This window comes from Geothrix terrae, from assembly GCF_022808775.1.
Taxonomy (GTDB): domain Bacteria; phylum Acidobacteriota; class Holophagae; order Holophagales; family Holophagaceae; genus Geothrix; species Geothrix terrae.
Map to the genome: position 1 here is coordinate 281951 of NZ_JAKZLA010000004.1, position 19505 is coordinate 301455.

General features: G+C 72.8%; 15 protein-coding genes. 9 read left to right on the forward strand and 6 right to left on the reverse strand.

Translation table 11 applies throughout. The features are described from left to right. The first annotated feature begins 3 nt into the window (after positions 1 to 3). Genes MLE42_RS10070 through MLE42_RS10085 form a run of 3 tightly spaced genes read left to right on the forward strand, consistent with a single transcriptional unit; the run spans position 4 to position 6318 of the window. Positions 4 to 1125: an exonuclease SbcCD subunit D gene (locus MLE42_RS10070; RefSeq protein WP_243287753.1), complete on the forward strand. Its 1122-nt coding sequence runs from the start codon at positions 4 to 6 to the stop codon at positions 1123 to 1125. Beyond that, positions 1122 to 3914 (forward strand): AAA family ATPase, encoded by a 2793-nt coding sequence (locus MLE42_RS16155; RefSeq protein WP_275975838.1) that lies wholly within the window; start codon positions 1122 to 1124, stop codon positions 3912 to 3914. Before MLE42_RS10070 ends, MLE42_RS16155 begins: the two co-directional genes overlap by 4 nt. A 52-nt stretch (positions 3915 to 3966) precedes the next feature. Continuing rightward, entirely contained in the window at positions 3967 to 6318 is a 2352-nt protein-coding gene (locus MLE42_RS10085) for a prolyl oligopeptidase family serine peptidase (protein WP_243287754.1), read from the forward strand. A 39-nt stretch (positions 6319 to 6357) separates the two neighbouring features. Here MLE42_RS10085 and ggt read toward each other — a convergent pair whose 3' ends face one another. After that, positions 6358 to 8022 carry a gamma-glutamyltransferase gene (ggt, locus tag MLE42_RS10090; protein WP_243287755.1) on the reverse strand — a complete coding sequence of 555 codons (1665 nt, stop codon included), beginning with the start codon at positions 8020 to 8022 and terminating at the stop codon, positions 6358 to 6360. Positions 8023 to 8067: 45 nt separating this feature from the next. Here ggt and trhA point away from each other — a divergent pair, with 45 nt between their 5' ends. Then, positions 8068 to 8826, forward strand: a complete 759-nt coding sequence (gene trhA / locus MLE42_RS10095) for a PAQR family membrane homeostasis protein TrhA (protein WP_243287756.1) — start codon at positions 8068 to 8070, stop codon at positions 8824 to 8826. Here the strand turns inward: trhA and MLE42_RS10100 are convergent. From MLE42_RS10100 to tsaA, 3 genes are read right to left on the reverse strand one after another with little or no spacing between them, the layout of a single operon-like run. Next, positions 8823 to 9587: a class I SAM-dependent methyltransferase gene (locus MLE42_RS10100; RefSeq protein WP_243287757.1), complete on the reverse strand. Its 765-nt coding sequence runs from the start codon at positions 9585 to 9587 to the stop codon at positions 8823 to 8825. The two genes, trhA and MLE42_RS10100, sit on opposite strands and share 4 nt — an antisense overlap. A gap of 4 nt (positions 9588 to 9591) precedes the next feature. Next, positions 9592 to 10155: a hypothetical protein gene (locus MLE42_RS10105; protein WP_243287758.1), complete on the reverse strand. Its 564-nt coding sequence runs from the start codon at positions 10153 to 10155 to the stop codon at positions 9592 to 9594. Between the two features lie 60 nt (positions 10156 to 10215). Continuing rightward, entirely contained in the window at positions 10216 to 10740 is a 525-nt protein-coding gene (tsaA, locus tag MLE42_RS10110) for a tRNA (N6-threonylcarbamoyladenosine(37)-N6)-methyltransferase TrmO (RefSeq protein WP_243287759.1), read from the reverse strand. Positions 10741 to 10816: 76 nt separating this feature from the next. Here tsaA and MLE42_RS10115 point away from each other — a divergent pair, with 76 nt between their 5' ends. After that, entirely contained in the window at positions 10817 to 11614 is a 798-nt protein-coding gene (locus tag MLE42_RS10115) for an alpha/beta fold hydrolase (protein ID WP_243287760.1), read from the forward strand. 7 nt (positions 11615 to 11621) lie between these two features. Here MLE42_RS10115 and MLE42_RS10120 read toward each other — a convergent pair whose 3' ends face one another. After that, positions 11622 to 13757, reverse strand: coding sequence for a serine/threonine-protein kinase (locus MLE42_RS10120; RefSeq protein WP_243287761.1), 2136 nt, complete (start codon positions 13755 to 13757; stop codon positions 11622 to 11624). 54 nt (positions 13758 to 13811) lie between these two features. On the opposite strand from MLE42_RS10120, the gene MLE42_RS10125 reads away from it, so the two are divergent. Continuing rightward, positions 13812 to 14498, forward strand: a complete 687-nt coding sequence (locus tag MLE42_RS10125) for a cupredoxin domain-containing protein (RefSeq protein WP_243287762.1) — start codon at positions 13812 to 13814, stop codon at positions 14496 to 14498. Here the strand turns inward: MLE42_RS10125 and MLE42_RS10130 are convergent, their stop codons facing one another. Continuing rightward, positions 14499 to 15557, reverse strand: coding sequence for a hypothetical protein (locus MLE42_RS10130; RefSeq protein ID WP_243287763.1), 1059 nt, complete (start codon positions 15555 to 15557; stop codon positions 14499 to 14501). Positions 15558 to 15730: 173 nt separating this feature from the next. Here MLE42_RS10130 and MLE42_RS10135 point away from each other — a divergent pair, with 173 nt between their 5' ends. Genes MLE42_RS10135 through rsmH form a run of 3 tightly spaced genes read left to right on the forward strand, consistent with a single transcriptional unit; the run spans position 15731 to position 19435 of the window. Beyond that, positions 15731 to 16870, forward strand: a complete 1140-nt coding sequence (locus tag MLE42_RS10135; RefSeq protein WP_243287764.1) for a TIGR03118 family protein — start codon at positions 15731 to 15733, stop codon at positions 16868 to 16870. A gap of 50 nt (positions 16871 to 16920) precedes the next feature. Further along, a complete protein-coding gene (locus tag MLE42_RS16160) occupies positions 16921 to 18393 on the forward strand; it encodes an aminotransferase-like domain-containing protein (RefSeq protein ID WP_275975839.1) in 1473 nt (490 codons plus the stop codon). A 16-nt stretch (positions 18394 to 18409) separates the two neighbouring features. Next, positions 18410 to 19435, forward strand: a complete 1026-nt coding sequence (gene rsmH, locus MLE42_RS10150) for a 16S rRNA (cytosine(1402)-N(4))-methyltransferase RsmH (protein ID WP_243287765.1) — start codon at positions 18410 to 18412, stop codon at positions 19433 to 19435. The last annotated feature ends 70 nt before the right edge of the window (positions 19436 to 19505 follow it).

Here is a 19505-nt window from a genome sequence, read left to right on the forward strand (position 1 = left end):
CCCATGCGCTTCCTCCACACCTCCGACTGGCACCTCGGCAAGACCCTCTGCAACGCGAACCTCCTGGAGGACCAGGCCCACGCCCTGGACCAGGTGGCGGCCATGGCGAAGGAGACCCGCGCCGAGGCCCTGGTGGTGGCCGGGGACCTCTACGACCGCGCGGTGCCCCCCAAGGAGGCTGTGGCCCTGCTGGACGACGCCCTCGACCGCCTCGTGCGGGGCCTGGGCGTGCCCGTGCTCATCATCGCGGGGAACCACGACAGCCCGGAGCGCCTGGGCTTCGCCTCCGGCTTCCTGGGGGCCCAGGGCCTCCACATGGCCGGGCCCCTGGGGGCGGCGCAGCCTGTCCTCATCGGCCACGCCGCCTTCCACCTCCTGCCCTACACGGACCCCGTCATGGCCCGCCATGCCTTCCAGGACGAGGGCATCCGCACCCACCAGGACGCCCTGGCGGCCCAGCTGGCCCGGGCCCGCGCCGCCCACCCGGCGGGCCGCCGCTTCGTCGCCGTGGCCCATGCCTTCGTGGCCGGGGGTGAAGGCTCGGACTCGGAGCTGGGCCTGGCCGTGGGCGGCACCGGCGAGGTGGACGCGGCGCTCTTCGGGGATTGCGATTACGCGGCCCTGGGGCACCTCCACCGCCCCCAGGTGGCCGGCTTCCCCCACGTGCGCTACGCCGGCAGCCTGCTCAAATACAGCGCCTCCGAGGCCACCCACACCAAGGCCGTGACCCTGGTGGAGCTGCCGGAGCGCGGCCCCGCCCACACGGAGTCCCTGCCCCTCACGCCCCGCCGCGACCTGCGGCGCCTGCGCGGGCACTTCGACGACTTGATGCGCGGCCCCCAGGGGAATCCCGACGACTACCTGTTCCTGGACCTGCTGGACGAGGGTCCGGTGCTGGACGCCATGGCCCGCCTGCGCCAGGTCTATCCGAACATCCTCGGCATCCAGCCCGCTCCGCCGGCGGCAGCCCCCCGGGAGGCCGTGCGCGCTGCGGACCGCGACCTGGATCCCGCCCTCCTCTTCGAGGCCTTCTTCCAGGACACCACCGGCCGCGGGATGGATGACGAGGAACGGGCCCTCTTCCAGGACGTGGCCGGAAGGCTGCTCGCCGGGGAGGCCGAATGAAGCCCCTGCGCCTCACCCTGGAAGCCTTCGGCCCCTACGCCGGACGGCAGGAGCTCGACTTCGCGGACCTGGGGGACCAGTCCTTCTTCCTCATCCACGGCCCCACGGGCGCCGGCAAGACCAGCATCCTGGACGGCATCAGCTACGCCCTCTACGGCCAGACCAGCGGCGGCCAGCGGGAGACCCGCGACCTGCGCAGCCACTTCGCCGCCGCGGACACCCCCACCCGCGTGACCTTCGACTTCGCCCTGAGCGGGAAGGCCTACCGGGTGGAGCGCACGCCGGAGCAGCAGGTGCCGAAGCAGCGCGGCGGCGGCACCAAGAAGCAGCTCTACGCGGCGCACCTGTGGGAGCTGGTGGACGGCGCCGAAGTGCCCCTGGCCACGGAGAAGCCCACGGTGGTGGATGCGGCAGTGGCGGACCTGCTGGGCTTCAGGGCCAGCCAGTTCCGGCAGGTGGTCCTGCTGCCCCAGGGCCGATTCCAGGAGTTCATGCTGGCGGGCTCCGCCGAGCGCCAGGCCATCCTCCAGACCCTCTTCCAGACCACCCGCTACGCCGCCCTCGCCGAGGCCCTGGCGGAGCGCGAGAAGGCCCTGCGGGAGGCTCTGCTCTCGGCCCAGGCCGAGGAACGCCAGCTCCTCGCCCAGGCCGGCGTGGCCACCGCCCAGGAGCTGCCCAACCTCCTGGAGGCCACGGCCCTGCGCGTGAGGGAAAAAAGCCGCGAGCAGACGGAAGCCCGGGTCGCCTTCGATCAGGCGGAGACGGTCCTTCGCGAGGGGAAACATCTGGATGAGGCCCTCGCCCGGATCCACACGCTGAAACAGGAGGCCATCCGGCTGGCGGAGGCCACTGAATCGCGGGCCCTGGCCCTCACCAAGGCCGAAGGTGCCCTGGCCGAGGCGGAACGCGAGGAGCCCCGCCGCGAGGAGCTGCGCCGCGCCATCGACCGGCTGAAGGACCTTGAACCCAAGCTGGCAGCCCTCGAGCAGGCCAGGAAGGAAGCTGCGGAGGCCGCCCAGCAGGGGAAGCACCTCAAGAAACTGGCCGAGGAGCAGTCCCAGCGCCACAATGCCGCCGGCCTGGAGGCCACGCGCCAGAAAGCCCTCCTGCAGGAGCTGCGGACCGAAGCCTCCCAGTTGAAAGGCCGTGAGGGCCTGCTCCGCCTGGCCCGCCAGAAGCGGACCCAGCGCGAGCAGTTCGACCAGGCGGAGCAGCTGGTCGAGCACGCTTCGGCCGACCATGACTCTGCCCAGGCCCGGTTGAAGGCCGCCGAACAATCGGTCCAGGCGGCCCGCGGCCATCTCCGGAACCTCCAAGGACGGCTCCTCGCCGCCCAGGCGGCCCATCTGGCCCAGAACCTGAACCCCGGCGAGCCGTGTCCCGTCTGCGGCAGCGAGGCCCATCCCCGGCTGGCGGCGCCTTCTGCGGACCATCCGGATGAGCAGGCCCTCCAGCGGGCCCAGGCCCAGCAGGACGAGGCCGAGGCGGCCCTGGGCCAGGCCCAGAAGACCGCCGCCGCGCGCTTCTCGGATCTGGAGACGGCCCGGGCCCGCCGCGAGGATCTCGCCCACCACCTGGGCGAGGACGCGCACGCAGATCCCGCCACCCTGGCAGCCGAGGAGACGCGGCACCTGGAGGCCCTGGAACGCAGCCGCCAGGCCGAGGGCAGCCTGACCCGGGCCGAGCGGATCCTGGCCGAGGCGGAAGAGGCCCAGCGGCAGGCGGAGGCCCAGCTCGCCGCCACCGCCCAGCGCCAATCGGAGGTGGCGCTCCTGGAGGCCGGCGCCCAGGCGGGGGTGAAGATCCACGAGGAGGCCCTGGCGGAGGACCTGCGGGTTCCCGGGGCACTCACGGCCCAGCGGCGGAAGGCAGAGGAGGAGCTGGCCCGATCTGAAGCCGGGCTGAAGGCGGCCCGCGCAACCCGGGGCACGGCTCAGACGGCAGCCATCGAGGCGGAGGCTGCCCTCCAATCACACGGAAACCGCCTGGAGGCCGCCCAAATGGAGGTTCAGAAAACCGGAGCCGAGTTCGCGGCGGCCCTGGCGGCGGCCGGTGGCGAGCCTCCGCCCGAAGACACGCCCCTCCCGGATCTGCCTGCCCTGCAAAGCTCCCGGGACAGCGCCCAGACCCGGTTCTCCCAGGCCGGCGAGGCCCTGGGCCGCGCCCGATCCGAACAGGCCGCCCTCCAGCGCCTGGAGGCGTCCCTGGCGGAGCTGGAGGCCCGGCAGGGCGCGGAGGAGCGCCGCCACCGCGCCGCGTCCAGCCTGGCCCGCGTGGCCCGGGGCGAGGACGGCGCCCGGATCTCCTTCGAGCGCTATGTGCAGGGCGCCCTCCTGGACGAGGTGCTGGTCTCCGCCTCGGAGCGCCTGCGCCGCATGAGCAAGCAGCGCTACGCCCTGCGGCGGGCCACCACCGGCGGCGATCTGCGCCGGGCCGGCGGTCTGGAGCTGGAGATCACGGACGCGCACACGGGCCGCGCCCGGGCCGTGAGCTCGCTCTCGGGCGGCGAGGGGTTCCAGGCCAGCCTGGCCCTGGCCCTGGGCCTCTCGGACGTGGTGCAGCGCCATGCCGGCGGAATCCGCCTGGACACCGTTTTCATCGACGAAGGCTTCGGCAGCCTCGACTCCGAGGCCCTGGACCTGGCCCTCCGCACCCTGGAGGAGCTGAACCAGGGCGGCCGCCTCGTGGGCCTCATCAGCCACCTGGACGACGTGAAGGCCCGCATCCCGGCCCGCCTGGAGGTGACGCCCGGGCCCGGCGGCAGCCACGCCCGGTTCCGGGTCGATTGAGGGTTTACCTCGCAAGAAGTGGTATGCTCCTGGACATCCTCCCGGAGTTCCCATGCGGCGCGCCTTCGCTCCCTTCCTGTGCCTGGCGCTCGCCGCCCAGCCCACGTCCTACCAGAAGGCGCCCAAGGCCATCGAGCGGGTGCTGGATGCGCCGGGCACGCCCTCCCTGCTGGCCAGCCCCACGGGCGACCGCTTCCTGCTGGCGGAGTTCGAGCGCCACCCGCCAATCAAGGCCCTGGCCCAGCCCATGGCGCGGCTGGCGGGCCTGCGGCTGAATCCCCGCACCCGCGGCCCCCACAACCCGCCACGGCTGAAGGCCCTGGCCCTCCAGGACGTGAAGGGCGGCCCCGCCCGGCCCCTCGCGTTGCCGGCGGACGCAGCCCTGGGCCAGCCCCGCTGGTCCCCGGACGGCGCGCGGTTCGCGCTGACGGGAACCACCGCCGGGGCCACGGAGCTGTGGATCGGGGAGGCCGCCACCGGGAAGCTCCGCCGCGTGCCGGGCCTGAAGCTCAACGCCGTGCTGGGGGATCCCTTCGACTGGCTGCCGGACGGCAGCCTGATCGCCAAGGCCGTGACCGCGAACCAGGGGCCGGAACCCAAAGCACCGGAGGTGCCCATCGGCCCCCGCATCCAGGAGACCGAAGGCAAGGCCGCCCCCGCACCCACCTACCAGGACCTGCTCAAGGACGCCTTCGACGAGCGCCTGTTCGAGTTCCTGGGCCAGGCCCAGGTGGTGCGCGTGGACCTCGCCGCTGGGGCATTGAGGCCCATCGGCAGGCCCGGCCTCTACGCCGACCTCCAGCCCTCGCCCGACGGGAAGCTGCTCCTGGTGGCCCGCCTCCAGCGCCCCTTCTCCTACCTGGTGCCGGCCTTCCAGTTCCCCGTCCGCGAGGAGGTCTGGGATCGCGCCGGCAAGCTCGTCCACACGGCGGCGGACCTGCCCCTGGCCGAAGGCATCCCCATCGAGGGCGTGCGCACGGGCCCGCGCCGCCTGCACTGGCGGCCCACGGAGCCGGCGACCCTGGCCTGGGCCGAGGCCCTGGACGGCGGCGACCCCAGGCAGAAGGCCGATTTCCGCGACCGTGTGCTGACCCAGGCCGCACCCTTCAAGGCCGCGCCTGTTGAGCTGATCCGCCTCAGGGCCCGCCTCATGGGCCTGGAGTGGGGCGAGCGCGGCGACCTGGCCGTGGTGCGCGAGTACGAGCGCGACCGCCGCTGGACCCGCACCTGGCTGGTGGACCCCGCGAAGCCCGCGGACGCCCGCATGGCCTTCGACCTCAGCGCCAACGACCGCTACAAAGCCCCGGGCACCTTCCTGACCGGCCTGCTGCCCAACGGCCACACGGCTCTGCGCGAGGAGGACGGGAGGCTCTTCCTCACCGGGTCCGGCGCCACGCCCGCCGGCGACCGCCCCTTCCTGGCCCGCTTCGATCCCGCCACCCTCGAGACCGTGCGCCTCTTCCGCTGCGGCGAGGGCGTCTACGAGGCTCCCGTGGCGCTGCTGCGGGACGGCACCTTCATCACGCGGCGCGAGAGCCCCACCGAGGCGCCCAACTACATCCTGCATGCCTCGGCCCCAAAAGCTCTCACCGCGTTCACCGACCCCCTGCCCGAGCTGCGGAAGATCCAGAAGAAGCTCGTAACCTACACGCGGCCCGACGGCGTGGCCCTCAGCTTCACCCTCTACCTGCCGCCGGACTACCAGCCCGGCGAGCGGCGCCCCGCCGTGGTGTGGGCCTACCCGCTGGAGTTCACCGATGCCGGCACCGCCGGCCAGGTGAGCGGCTCCACGAACCGCTTCACCACCATCAACGGCATGTCCCACCTGTTCTTCCTGCTGTCGGGCTACGTGGTGCTGGACAACGCCACCATGCCCGTGGTGGGCGATCCCAAGACCGTGAACGACACCTACCTGGAGCAGGTCGTGGCCAGCGCCAAGGCCGCCATCGACAAGGCCGACGAGCTGGGCGTCATCGATCCGAAACGCGTGGGCGTGGGCGGCCACAGCTACGGCGCCTTCATGACCGCCAACCTGCTGGCCCACTCCGACCTCTTCAAGGCCGGCATCGCCCGCAGCGGCGCCTACAACCGAACGCTGACGCCCTTCGGCTTCCAGAGCGAGCGGCGCACGCTGTGGGAGGCGCCGGACATGTACCTGAAGGTGTCGCCCTTCATGTCCGCCAATAAGTTCAACGCGCCGATCCTGCTCATCCACGGCGAGGCGGACAACAACCAGGGCACCTTCCCCATCCAGAGCGAGCGCCTCTACGCCGCCCTCAAGGGCAACGGCCAGACCGCCCGCTACGTCACCCTGCCCCTGGAGAGCCACGGCTACATCGCCCGCGAGTCCGTCGAGCACACCCTCTGGGAGATGCTCCACTGGTTCGACAAACACCTGAAGTAGGGCCCGGGAATCCCATCGGTTGATTCACCTCGGAATGACCTATTCCCCCACCGCGCCGCTATCGGACCAGCGCAGGGTGTCGGCGGCGCCTTCGGCCTGGCCGTGGCGCACCAGGATCACCTGGGCGCAGCCCTGCTTCGGGACGTCCTTGAGGGCATGGCCCATCTTCTTCAGGGCCTCCTGGGTGGCTGCGGGGAGGGTGGCCTCGACCTGGATGCGGTCCGGCAACCACTGGTGGTGGATGCGCGGGGCGTCCACGGCGGCTCGGGCATCCATGCCGAAGTCCACCACGTTGAGCACGGTGGCCAGGACGGTGGCGGGGATGGTGCGGCCGCCGGGGCTGCCGCTCACCATGAGCACGGAACCGTCCTTCACGAGGATCACGGGGCACATGCTGGAGAGTGGCCGCTGGCCGGGCCGGGCCAGGTTTGGCGGCGTGCCGATGCGGCCCGTGGCGTCTGTGAGGCCGGGCACGGCGTTGAAGTCGCCGAGCTCGTTGTTCAGCAGGAAGCCCGCGCCGGGGACGATGCGCTTGAGGCCGTAGCTCTCCTCCAGCGTGTAGGTGAGGCTCACGGCGCTGCCCTCACGGTCGAGGACGGACAGGTGGGTGGTGTGCGGGCGATCCAGCTCCCAGGAGAACCGGGCCGGATCCGAGACCGAGGCCCGGTCGGGCTGGATGGTGGCGCGCAGCTCGGCGGCATGGGCCTTGGACAGCAGGCGGTCGAGGGGGATGCCGGGGTTGAAGGCGGGATCGCCCAGGAACTGCGCCCGGTCCGCGAAGGCGCGGCGCAGGGCTTCCGCCGCCAGGTGGACCGCCGCGGGCGAACCGGGCCCCGCCGCCTTCAAATCGAAACCTTCAAGGAGGTTCAGGGACTCGATCAGCACCTGGCCACCGGAGCTGGGGGGCGGCGCGGCCAGCAGCTCGAAGCCGCGGTAGGTCCCGCCCAGGGGTTCCCGCCGCACGGGCCGATAGCCGCGCAGGTCTGCCGCCGTGATCGGGCCGCCGTTCGCCGCCATGTCTCGGGCAATCAGGGCCGCGGTCCGGCCGCGGTAGAAGTCGGTCCAGTCCTTCGCCAGCCGCCGCAGGGTGCGGGCCAGGTCCCGCTGCACCAGGCGGTCCCCGGCGCGGAGGGGCGAGCCCTTCCGGCTGAACTGGGCCAGGGTCGGCGCGTGGCGGGCGAAGGCGGGCAGCTGTTCCGCGAGGCTCGCGGCCTGGTTCTCCGAGAGCACGAAGCCCTCGCGCGCGAGCCGGATGGCGGGCTCCACCAGACGGGCCCAGGGCAGGCGCCCTTCGCGCCTCCAGGCCTCGCGCAATCCTGCGACGGTGCCCGGCACGCCCACGCTGGCCAGGCTGTCGTGATGCTTCGCCTCGTCGTAGGTGCCATCCGCCTTGAGCCACATGCGGGGGTGGGCGGAGGCCGGCGCGACCTCGCGGAAGTCGATGAACGAGGCCTGACCCCGGGTAGGCCGTGACAGCAGGAAGCCGCCCCCGCCCAGGTTGCCGGCGGCGGGATGGACGACCGCCAGGGCGAAGGCCGTGGCCACGGCGGCATCCACGGCGCTGCCGCCCTCGCGCAGCACCTCGGCGCCGGCCTCGGAGGCCAGGCGCTCCTGGCTCACCACCATGCCGCGGGGAGGCTGGGCGCCCAATGTCAGCGCGAGGGTCAGGGCGAGGACGAGGGCGAGAAAAGGGCGGAAGGACACGGGAGCTCCGGGCGGGGGATGCCTCGAGTCTGTCATCCTTGGGGCATGTCCCAAAGCGCCGTCATTCCCGGCTCGACGCCGCAGACTCCCCACGAGGAACTGGCCAACAGCCTCACTCACGGGCTGGGCGCGGCCCTCGCCATCGCAGGCCTCGTGCTCATGGTGGTGGAGGCGGCCCTCCACGGCACGGCCCGGGACGTGGTGGGCGCGGCCATCTTCGGCTCGGCCCTCATCCTGCTCTACGTCATGTCCACCCTCTACCACGCCTTCCGCGGCCCCCGGGTGAAGCTGGTCTTCAAGGTCTTCGACCACTCGGCCATTTTCGTGCTCATCGCCGGCACCTACACGCCCTTCTGCCTGTCGGCCCTGGGCCGCGTCAGCCCGGGCTGGGGCTGGACCGTCTTCGGCCTGGTGTGGGGCCTCGCCGTGGCGGGCATCACCTTCAAGGGCATCTTCTACGGCCGCATCGCCAAGGCCGCCCTACGTCCACCGCCGGTGGACCACCTGCACACCCCGCTGGTCACGCCCGTGGATCCCGCCTTCGTGAAACGCATGGGCTGGATCTCCACGGGCATCTACCTGCTCATGGGCTGGATCATCCTCATCGCCGCGGCGCCCCTGGGCCGCTCGCTCTCCGCCCACGGCCTCTACTGGCTCTTCGGCGGCGGTGTCTTCTACAGCGTGGGCGCGGCCATCTACAGCCTGAAGAAGCTGCCCTACCACCACGCGCTCTGGCATCTGTTCGTGGTGGCGGGGAGCGCCTGCCACGTCTTCGCCGTGCTCTTCCACGTGATCCCGGGCTAGGACCGGCGCGCCACCACCACCAGGTCCGCCGACGTGGGGCTCCAGGCCTCGCCGGTCATGGTGCCGAGGGCCTCGCGCACCTCGAAGCCCGCGGCAGCGAGCAGGGCCTCCACCTCGGCGCGCCGCCAGGCGCGCAGCTGGACCTCCTCGGCGGACACCACCTCCACGGGCGGCTCGGCGCCCGGGCACCAGCGCAGGCGCACGGGCGTGAAGGTCAGGCGGCCGCCGGGCCGGGCGGTCATCAGGCGCAGGAAGACCGTCTCCGCGCCGTCCTCCCCGGGCAGGACCACCGCGGGCAGGGCGCGCTCGCCGCGGTCCAGGATCCGATCGTAGTTCAAGGTCTGGAGCAGGAAGAGCCCGCCCGGCAGGAGCCGCGACGCCAGCCCCTCGAAGCAGCGGCGCAGGTCCGTGTCCTCCGTGAGGTGGGGCAGCGTGTTGCCCACGCAGAGGGCCCCGCCCTGGCCCGGATCCACCAGGCCCGCCAGATCCGTCAGGCTGCCCTGCACGTAGCGGCCGGCCGGATCGGCCTCGCGGGCCGCCGCGAGCTGGGCGGGCGAGGCGTCCACGCCCGTGGGCTCGAAGCCCAGCGAGGCCAGCAGACGGGCGTGCTCGCCCGTGCCGCAGCCCAGGTCCAGCACCCGTTGCGAGGGCGCCCCGGCCAGCACGCGCTGGAGGAGGGGCGCCTCGCGCTTCAGGCGCTGGGGCCAGTCGATGAGGCTCCGGTAGTCGATGCGGCCGTAGCGGTCGGGCTTGGGCTCCACGGCGTCAGATCCTCGGCCAGAGCCATCCGAAGACGCCGGCGCTCAGCAGGCCGTAGATGAGGCCGTCGAGCAGGTCCTTGAGCACGCTGCCGCAGGGCTTGCCCATCCAGATCCCCGCCTGGACGCTGCCGCCCGCATAGGTGAGGAAGGACACCGTGCCCACGACGCGGAACACCTGGAGGTAGTGGGTGCCGGCGCCCAGGGTGTGGCCCGCCACGTAGGCCGCCATGAAGGCCACGGCCGCGGCGAAGAGGAACCACTGGATCATGGCTTTGCCCATCCTGGGCACGCCGTTGGGAACCAGCACCAGGAAGCCCACGGGGCCTTCCTTGTATTTCTGCTGGACCTCGGGCTTGCCCATGTCCTTCATGTCTCCGCAGCGCGGGATCACGTACTGGCCGGGGGTGGGCGAGTCCTTGCGGATGGCGGCGCGGACCTCATCCTCGTTGGGCAGGGCGCGGTAGTCCGAGTTGTGCCACTTGAGGACCATGTGGATGAGGCTGCTGGCCACGAAGACGACGACCGCGGACAGCACGATGGGCAGCCAGAGATGGGAGAGCGGGACCATGGGGTGGGCTCCTGTGAGAGGTTGGGGTGCCCGTAGGGTGGCCCTGCGCGCCCGGGCGCGTCAAGCCTTCGGCCGTCGCGGCTTCCGGGGCCCCGGCGCGGAGCGGTGCCCCGAATCCGCGTCCACGGCGTCGATCCACCCGGCGCGGGCTTTCGGAAAGGCGTCGGCATAGGGCACGTAGGGCTTCAGGTCCAGCACCGGCGTGCCGTCCAGCAGGTCCACGCCCCGCAGGCGCAGGGTGCGGCCCTCCACGGCCACCAGCTCCACGCAGGACAGGCCGATGGGGTTGGGCCGGTGGGGCGAGCGCGTGGCCAGCACGCCGCGCTTGGCCCGGGGTCCCCGAGGCGGCTGCACCAGCGGTGCCCAGCCTTCGCTCAGGTGGAAGGCGAAGAGGATCCACACGCGCTCGAAGCCCTCCAGGTCGCGCAATACCGTTTCCGGCAGCGAGGGATCCAGCTCCAGCGTGGCCTCGGCGGGCGCGCCCGTCTCCGTGCCCTCGACCACCGTGGGCTGGTGGGGTGCGTCGATGCGCGTCATGTAGGGCGAGCGCAGGATTCCGATGGGATGGAAGGTGAAGGATGCCATGCCCGAAGGGTAGCGTCCCGGCGGCTATCCTGGGGCCATGGACGCCCTGAACTCCGCGCGCCGACCTGAGCCCATCGTGCGCCGACCTGAGCCCATGACGGGGGCCCTGACGCACCTCACGGTCGCCGGCCTGCGCCTCGAAATCCGCGACTTCCCCGCCGCCGCCGAAGGGCGGCCCACCCTCCTGCTGCTGCACGAAGGCCTCGGCTGCGCGGCCCTGTGGCGGGACTTCCCGCGGAAGCTGGCGGAGGCCACGGGATGCCGGGTGGTGGCGGGATCCCGCGCGGGCTACGGCAGCTCCGACCCCTACCCGGAGCCGCGCACGCCCCGGTACCTGCACCGCGAGGCGGAGGAGGCCCTGCCCGCCTTCCTCGCGGCCCTGGACATCGAACACCCGGTGCTCATCGGCCACAGCGACGGCGGCAGCATCGCCCTGATCTTCGCCAGCGCCTTTCCGGACGCGCCTCTGGGTGTGGCCGTCCTGGCCCCCCACGAATTCGTCGAGGAGGAGACCCTGGCGGGCCTGCGGGCGGCCCGGAAGGCCTGGGCCACCACGCACTGGCCCCGGAGGCTGACCCACTACCATGCCGACGCGCCCCGGGTCTTCCGCGAGTGGAACGACACCTGGCTGTCGCCGGCCTTCCGCGACTGGAGCATCGAGGCCTGCCTGCGCGACATCCGCTGCCCGGTCCTGGCCATCCAGGGCGAGGACGACGAGTACGCCACCCTGCGGCAGATCGACGTCATCGCCGAGCAGGTGAAGGGGACGCGGCTGCTCAAGCTGCCCCGGTGCGGGCATGCCCCCCACCAGGACCAGGAAGCCCAGGTGCTCGCGGCGCTGGCGGACTTCGTCGGCCAGCTGCCCCGGCGCTGAGGGCGGCTCACAGCCGGGACGTGGCGCCGCCGCTGGCGGCCAGCGCCTTCAGGATCTCCACCACCTCGGCGGCCGACTGGGGCCGGTCCTCCGGGCGCTTGGCCATGAGCCGGGCCACCAGGAGGCCCAGGTCCGGAGGAAGGTCCGGCACGGCCTCGGCCAGGGCCGGCGGCGCCGCGTCCAGGTGCAGGGCCAGCAGATCTTCGATGCGGGGGCTCTCGAAGGGCGGGCTTCCCGAACACAGCTCGAAGAGCATGATCCCCAGCGCGTAGAGATCGGCCCGGGCATCCACCCGTTCGCCGCGGATCTGTTCGGGGGACATGTACCGCGGCGAGCCGATGAGGTTCTCGGCGTCTCCCGGCGTGGCGCCGGCGGCCGGCGCGGCGAGGCCGAAATCCATGATCTTGGCGTCGCCCCGGGTGTCGAACAGCACGTTCGCCGGCTTGATGTCCCGGTGGACCACGCCCACGAGGTGGGCCGCCTCCAGGCCCTCCGAGACCTGGCGGGCGATGCGCAACACGAGCGGCAGCGGGAGGCGCCCCCGCCCTTCCAGCAGCTCCCGGAGGGTGGTGCCACGCAGGTATTCCATCGTCACGAAGGGGATGCCATCGCTCTCGCCGAAGTCATGGATGCGGAGCACGTAGCGGTGGGTGATCCGCCGGGCCAGCCGGATCTCCTGCTTGAGCCGGTCGAGGAAGGCCGGGACCGAGGCCAGGGCGGGCCGGACCACCTTCAGGGCCACCTCCTCGTCGAGCTGCAGGTCGCGCACCTGGAGGACCACGCCCATCCCGCCCCGGCCCAGCAGCCGTTCCACCCGGTAGCGGCCGGCGAAGGTCGCCCCGATCCGGAGCGGGCCGGGCAGCGGCTCGTCCGCCGGCATGGCCGCGGGCGGCGCCAGGCGCAGGGTGGCCTCATCGTCGCGGACCGGAGGAGAAGACGCGGAAGGCCGCCGGGTCGCGGCCAGCAAGGCCAGGAGTTCATCCTTGGCCTTCAGCTCCGCCACCATCGACTTGAAGGTCCGGGTCAGCACGCCCACCTCGTCCTGGCTGGGCGTCAGGGCCAGGGGCCCGGGATGCTCCCCGGCCGCCAGGGCCTCCGTGGCCGTGGCGAGTTCCTTCAGCGGGGCCGTCACCTTCCGGGCCGAGCGCAGGCTGAGGCCCAGCGTCACGAGAAGCCCCGCGGCCCCGGCGGCGAGGATGGCCCGCTGGAGGTTGCGGAACGGCGCCAGCAGGGGATCCACGGGCATCAGCAGGACATCGGCCATCTCCAGGTCGAGGGCGTTCACGCCCCGGATGGGGGAGACCAGCCCCAGGTAGCTCAGCCCGCCCACCCGGAAGCGCAGCACGCCGGAGCCCTGGCCATCGAGGACCCGGCCCCGCACCGCCAGGAGGGACGGCTCCCGGGCGAGGAGACGGTCGAGCTCGCCGGAGCCCGGGAGGGTCGCGCCCAGGGTCTGGAAGCGGCTGAGCAGGACCAGGTGGGGCGCGGGGTCGCCCCGCTGCGGCCCGGCCACGGCCATGCGGCGCAGGTCCAGGGCGATCCGGTCATCCACCCGCACGCCCACCAGCATGGCCCCGAGCGCGCGGCCCCCGGGGGACCGCAGCGGCCGCGCCACCGCGTGGTAGACCCCGGGGCGGTTCCCCCAGTCCACGCGCAGGAAGCCCCGGTAGGAGGGTCCGGGATGACCGGCCGCCTCGGCCTCCTCGGGGGCCAGGGCCATCTGCAGGATCCCCGCCTCCGGGAAGTCCGTGCGCCCGCCGGGGCCGGTGGTGGCCAGCAGGGTGCCGTCGGGCTTCACCACCAGGGCGAGGTCGGCCCCGAGGCGCGGCAGGTTGTCCGCCAGCGTATCCGCCAGGCTCGCGGAGGCGCCCGATTCCAGCGCCTGCTCCACCAGGGCGACGTTGCCCGAGTACTCGGTGAAGACCTCCAGGCCCGCGTCCAGCGACCGCCCCTGCTGTTCGAAGGCGCGCTCCACGACGTACCGCCCGGCGGAGAGGCTCGCGGCCGCCGTGGCCCGCGCCCCGCGCTCCGCCTCACTGTAGGCCACCCAGAGGATGAGCGCGATGAGGGCGGCGATGGCCGCCGCCTGCCGGAGGAAGAAGGTCCACGCCAGCGTTCGGTACCAGCTCATGGGCTGCGGCATCGGCCTTCCTCGGTCGGTGGCTATACTGGCTCGAATCTACCCCGGATGCCCAGCATGATTCGAGTCCCCGTGAACGGCCTGCCGACCTTGGCCTTGGCCTTGGCCCTGGCCGTCCCCCTGCCGGCGGGCGGACTGGAGGGCCCCGTGCGGCTGCACGAGAAGGACGGCCGGATCCGCGCCTCCCTGAAGGACTGCGTGGCCATCCTGGAGCCCATCGACGCGCCGGTGCCGCCGCCCGGGCCCTCGCGGCCCGTGACCATCCGCACCCTGGGCAAGCAGTTCCACCCGCGGGTCTCCCTGGCCACGCCCGGAACCGAGGTGGCCTTCCCCAACCTCGATCACATCCTCCACAACGTGTTCAGCGTCACCCAGGGCAACCGCTTCGACACGGGCCAGTACCGGCCCGGGGACGCGCCGAAGGTGACGGTGGCCCGGCCGGGCCTGGTGAAGCTCTACTGCAATGTCCACCACCAGATGAACGCCTTCCTCTGGGTGGTGACGACGCCCTACGCCCAGGTGCTGGACGGCCGTGCCGGGGTGGCCTTCGACCGGGTCCCGCCGGGGACCTACCGGCTGCGCCTCTGGCATCCCGAATCCGGCGAGAAGGCCTGGACCGTGCGGATCGGCGCCGAGGTGGCCCATGGCAGCTGGGACCTGGACCTGTCCCTGCCCGCCCTGGAGCCCCACAAGAACAAGTTCGGGCAGGACTACCCGCCCCTGGCGGACGACCGGGCCTACTGATCAGAACCGCTTCTGCACCACCAGCATCGTCCGGGTGACGGACTCATCCGTGCCGTCCGTCCGCTGCCGGAGGACCACGAGCGAGGCGATCCAGCGGTGGGGCAGCGGCAGGGACAGGTCGGCCCGGGGCCCGCGCACCCGGCGGTAGTACCACCACTCGTCGCCGTTCACGGGATAGAGGGTGCCCGTGGAGGACAGCCGCTGCCAGGTGAGGGTGAGCTGGGGCCAGTAGACCCGCTCGCGGCTGCCCAGGGCGACCTGGGCCTCCTCCGACGTCTCGCCGGTCTCGCGGTTCCGGGCCCCGGACCACCCGGCTTCCAGGGGCAGGATCGCGTGCCAGGTGCCCGAGGCCCCGGCCGCGTCCACCACCAGGCGCTGGCGGGCCGCGGGATCATGGCCCGGCAACCGGCGGAGCCGCTCGTCGCCGGGATCCCAGGCCAGGTCCCAGCGCCCGGCATGGGCCGTCCAGGACCAGGGCCCGGTGTCGACCCGGAGGACCAGCTGTCCGGCGGCGAGGTCCACGCGTCCGCCCAGGAGGTCGCGGACCCGGCCCGCCGCCACGCGGAGGCCCGCCTCCTCGAGCGTGCCCCCGGCGCCGCGCAGCCCGAACCGCCCGCCGGCGCCCAGGAAGCGGAGGTCCGGATCCCACAGGGCCTGGGGAGCCAGGAGGCCGCTGCCCTGGAGCCCCAGGCTCAGGGAACCGAAGGCCCGCTCGGACACCCACGACGCGATCCCCCGCGCCACGTCCATCTGCGTCCCGTTGGAAGGCTGCTGGTCCCAGCGGGCCGCATTGAAGCGGTTGCCGTCGGAGCCCACCGCGGAGCGCGTGCCGGCCTCGACGCGCAGCGGGCCGGACTCCCAGGCCCAGCGGAGGCGCAGCTGTGCGTCCACGCGGCTGAAGGCCTCCTCCGGCGAGTCCGGAGCCGAGAGCCGGTCCCCCCGGAGGGTCAGCTCCCAGGCGGGCACCCAGGGGTCGGCAGCCTCCGGAGCGAAGGGACTGGACTCCTGGGCCCCGAGGACCAGGGCCACCAGGGGGAGGATCCAGCAGAGCGGTCTCATCAGCCTCCGAAGGAAGCGGTCCTGGCGATGGTAGCCCACCCTGATCGCCCCCGAGGCACCGGAGGGTCTCCCATCTCCAGACCGGATCTGGAGGGAATCCGCCCCCGCCCCACGCTGGACCCATTCGACCCCGGGCCCCGACTCAGGGACCCGCCCGCGAACGGGAGGCACCCATGCCCATGCACCCAGCCAATCCCACCTTGCGTTCCCTCTCGACCGGCCTCCTCGGCGCGGCCCTGCTTGGCTTGGCGGCCTGCGGCGGAGGAGGCGGCGGCGGCACCAGCGCCCCGCCCCCACCTCCGCCCACCTACCAGGTCACCAGCCTCGTGACGGACCAGGCCACGACCGGCGCCACCACCGACACCCACCTGGTGAACCCCTGGGGGCTGGCTTACGGCCCCACCACGCGGTTCTGGGTGGCCGACCAGGGCACCGCCACCGCCACGGTGTATGACGGGCTCGGCCAGATGCTGGCGACCCCCCTCGTGGTCTCCGATCCTCCCGCGGCGGGCCGCGCCGTGGGCGGCCCCACAGGCATGGTGTTCAACGCCAGCACCGGCTTCCAGGGGGACATCTTCATCATGGCCTCCCTGGACGGATGCATCTCCGGCTGGAGCGCGGGCACCGCGGTCACGCGCCGGGTGGACCACTCCGCCTCGGGCGCCATCTACACCGGGCTGGCCCAGGGCATCTCGGCCAGCGCGACCTACCTGTACGCCGCCAACCTGGCCGGGGGGACCATCGACGTCTTCGACGCCGCCTATGCCCCCGTGACCCTGGCGGCGGGCGCCCTCGTGGATCCGGCCCTCCCGGCCGGCTACTCGCCGTACAACGTCCAGGTGCTGGCCGGAAAGCTCTACGTGACCTACGCCCAGTACACCGCCGGGAACCCTCGGGAGACCACCGGTGCGGGGCTCGGCATCGTGAGCGTCTTCAACCTCGACGGCACCTTCGTCCAGCGCCTCGCCACGGGCGGCTCGCTCAACGCGCCCTGGGGCCTGGCCCTGGCGCCCGCGAGCTTCGGCCCCTTCGGTGGCGCGCTGCTGGTGGGCAACTTCGGGGACGGGCGCATCACCGCCTACAACGCCGCCACCGGGGCCCTGATGGGACAGCTCATGGGACCGGCGGGCACGCCCATCTCCGTCAGCGGCCTCTGGGGCCTGGCCTTCGGGAACGACGCCTCGGCCGGAAAGTCCACCCAGCTCTACCTCGCGGCGGGCCCGCAGGGCCAGACCCACGGCCTCTTCGCCACCATCAGCTACGGCGCCACCGGAACGGGCGGTGGCACGGGCGGCGGCCCATACGGCTACTGACCTTGACGGGGATAACTCCGAACCGGATGCTGGTCGTGACAGGGAGCCGGATGGGCAGCTGGGACCTCGCCATCGCGCTGGACCGATCCAATGCCGAACCTCTGTACCTCCAGCTGGTGAAGGCCATCGAGGAGGGCATCCGCCACGGGCGCTTCAAGCCCGGGGATGCCCTCCCGGGGACCCGGGCCATGGCCGAGCTCCTCGGCGTGAACCGCAACACCACCCTGGCCGCCTATCGCGAGCTCGAGGCCGAGGGCTGGATCGAGGCCTCCCCCGATCGCGGCACCTTCATCGCCCGGAACCAGCCCGTGGTCCTCGACGCCCCCGCGGGCATCGCCGCCCAGGACTCGGCCTCCTGGAAGCGGACCACGCCCCGGGAGGGTCCCTTCTTCCAGCCCGGGATGCCCGCGCCCGAGTCTTTCCAGCTCCTCCCGGACACCACGGATCTGCGGCTCACGCCCACGGAGGCCATCCACCGCGCCTACGGCCGGGTGCTGCGCCTGCATCCGGAGCGCCTGCTCCAGCCGGGCTGGGATCCCCGGGGCCTGCTGGACCTGCGGAACTCGCTCTGCAAGATGCTGCGCGACCTGCGCGGCCTCTCGGTGGAAGCGGGCAACCTCCTGCTCACCCGCGGCCTGATGAGCACCCTCAACCTGGTGTCGCGGGTGCTCTTCGCGCCCGGGGACGCGGTGGCGGTGGAGAACCCCGGGCAGTTCCGCGTGGCCGAGGCCTTCCGGGCCGCCGGCGCCCGGCTCTTCGCCGTCCCCGTGGACGCCCACGGCCTGGATGTGGAGGCCCTCGAGCACCTCCTGCGCCGGGAGCCCATCCGCCTCCTCTACCTCACCACGGCGCCCCAGCAGCCTACCCAGGTGAGCCTGGATCCGGCCCGGCGCCAGCGGCTGCTCCAGCTCTCGGAGGCCCACGGCTTCCGCATCCTGGAAGGCGACCCGGCCCTGGGCTTCCACCGGGAGCGCAACCCGCGCCTCCCCCTCGCCAGCGAAGATCCCAAGGGCCGCGTGCTCTACTTCAGCAGCTTCGAGCAGATCCTCGCGCCGGGCATGCAGGTGGGCTTCCTGGCGGGCGAGGCGAGCCTCATCAAAGCGCTGGCCCAACAGCGCCAGCTGGTGGACTGGCCCGGCAACCTCGTGCAGGAGGCCACCATCGAGGAGACCCTGCGCGACGGCGAGATCGTCCGGCACCTGCGCCGCGTGCGGAAGCTCACGGACGAGCGGCGGGAGACCATGGTGGACCGCCTGCTGCTGCACCTCCATCCGGCCATCTCCGTGAAGAACCCCCGGGAAGGCCTCTCGCTGTGGGTCCGCGTGGCCGAAGGCGTGCCCCTCGAGGCCTGGACCGAGCGCTGCCTCGCCCACGGCGTAGTGGTCTACCCGGGGAGCCTGTACGACCTCCACCACCAGCCCGTGCCCTACCTGAGCCTGGGCTTCGCCGCCCACGACCTGGATGAGCAGAACGAGGCCTGCCGCCGCATGGCCCTGGCCCTGACCGAGGCCAGAGCCAGCTGACGGCTACCATGGCTTCATGAACGATCAGGATCCGCGGCCCCCGCGCCGACCCCGCTACAAGGGCACCCACCCCCGGCGCTTCGATGAGAAGTACAAGGAGCTGGCGCCGGAGCGCTACGCCGAAGAGCAGGCCAAGGTGGCGGCCCGGGGGCACACGCCCGCCGGCACCCACCGGTCGATCATGGTGGACGAGATCCTCCGGGTGCTCGATCCCAAGCCGGGTGACGTGGCCCTGGACGCCACCCTGGGCTACGGCGGCCACGCCCGGGAGCTCCTGACGCGACTTCAGCCCGGCGGGCGGCTCGTGGGCCTGGACGTGGATCCCCTCGAGCTGCCCCGCACCGAGGCGCGGCTGCGGGCGCTGGGCTTCGACGAGGCCGCGCTGATCGTGCGCCGCACCAACTTCGCCAGCCTCGCCAAGGTGGCGGCGGAGCTCGGTCCCTTCGACCTGGTGCTGGCCGACCTGGGCGTGTCCTCCATGCAGATCGACAACCCGGCCCGGGGCTTCACCTGGAAGGCCGACGGCCCGCTGGACCTGCGCCTCAACCCCCAGAAGGGCCGTTCCGCCGCGGACCTGCTGGCCACGCTGGACGCGCCCGCCCTGGCGGAACTGCTGGTGGAGAACGCCGATGAGCCCCACGCGGAGGTCCTCGCACCGGCGATCGCGGGCCTGCGGATCCGCACCACGCGGGAGCTGGCGGACCGCGTGCGTGCGGCCCTGCCCGGCCTGGAGGTCGACGAGCTCAAGAAGGTCCTCCAGCGCACCTTCCAGGCCCTGCGCATCGCCGTGAACGACGAGTTCGGCGCCCTGGACCGCTTCCTGGCCCAACTGCCCGGCGCCCTGCGCCCGGCCGGCCGCGTGGCCATCCTCACCTTCCATTCCGGCGAGGACCGCCGCGTGAAGAAGGCCTTCCAGCAGGGGCTCCGGGAAGGCCTCTACGCGGAGGTCGCGCCCGAGCCCATCCGCGCCTCGCCCGAGGAGCGCCGCGCCAATCCCCGCTCCACCAGCGCCAAGCTCCGCTGGGCGGTGCGGGGTCTCTGACATGAAGGGGGGACCGCCCGCTCGCCGAAGCTCGCTCTGCGTCCCCCCTTTGACCCCCACGCGATGTCCG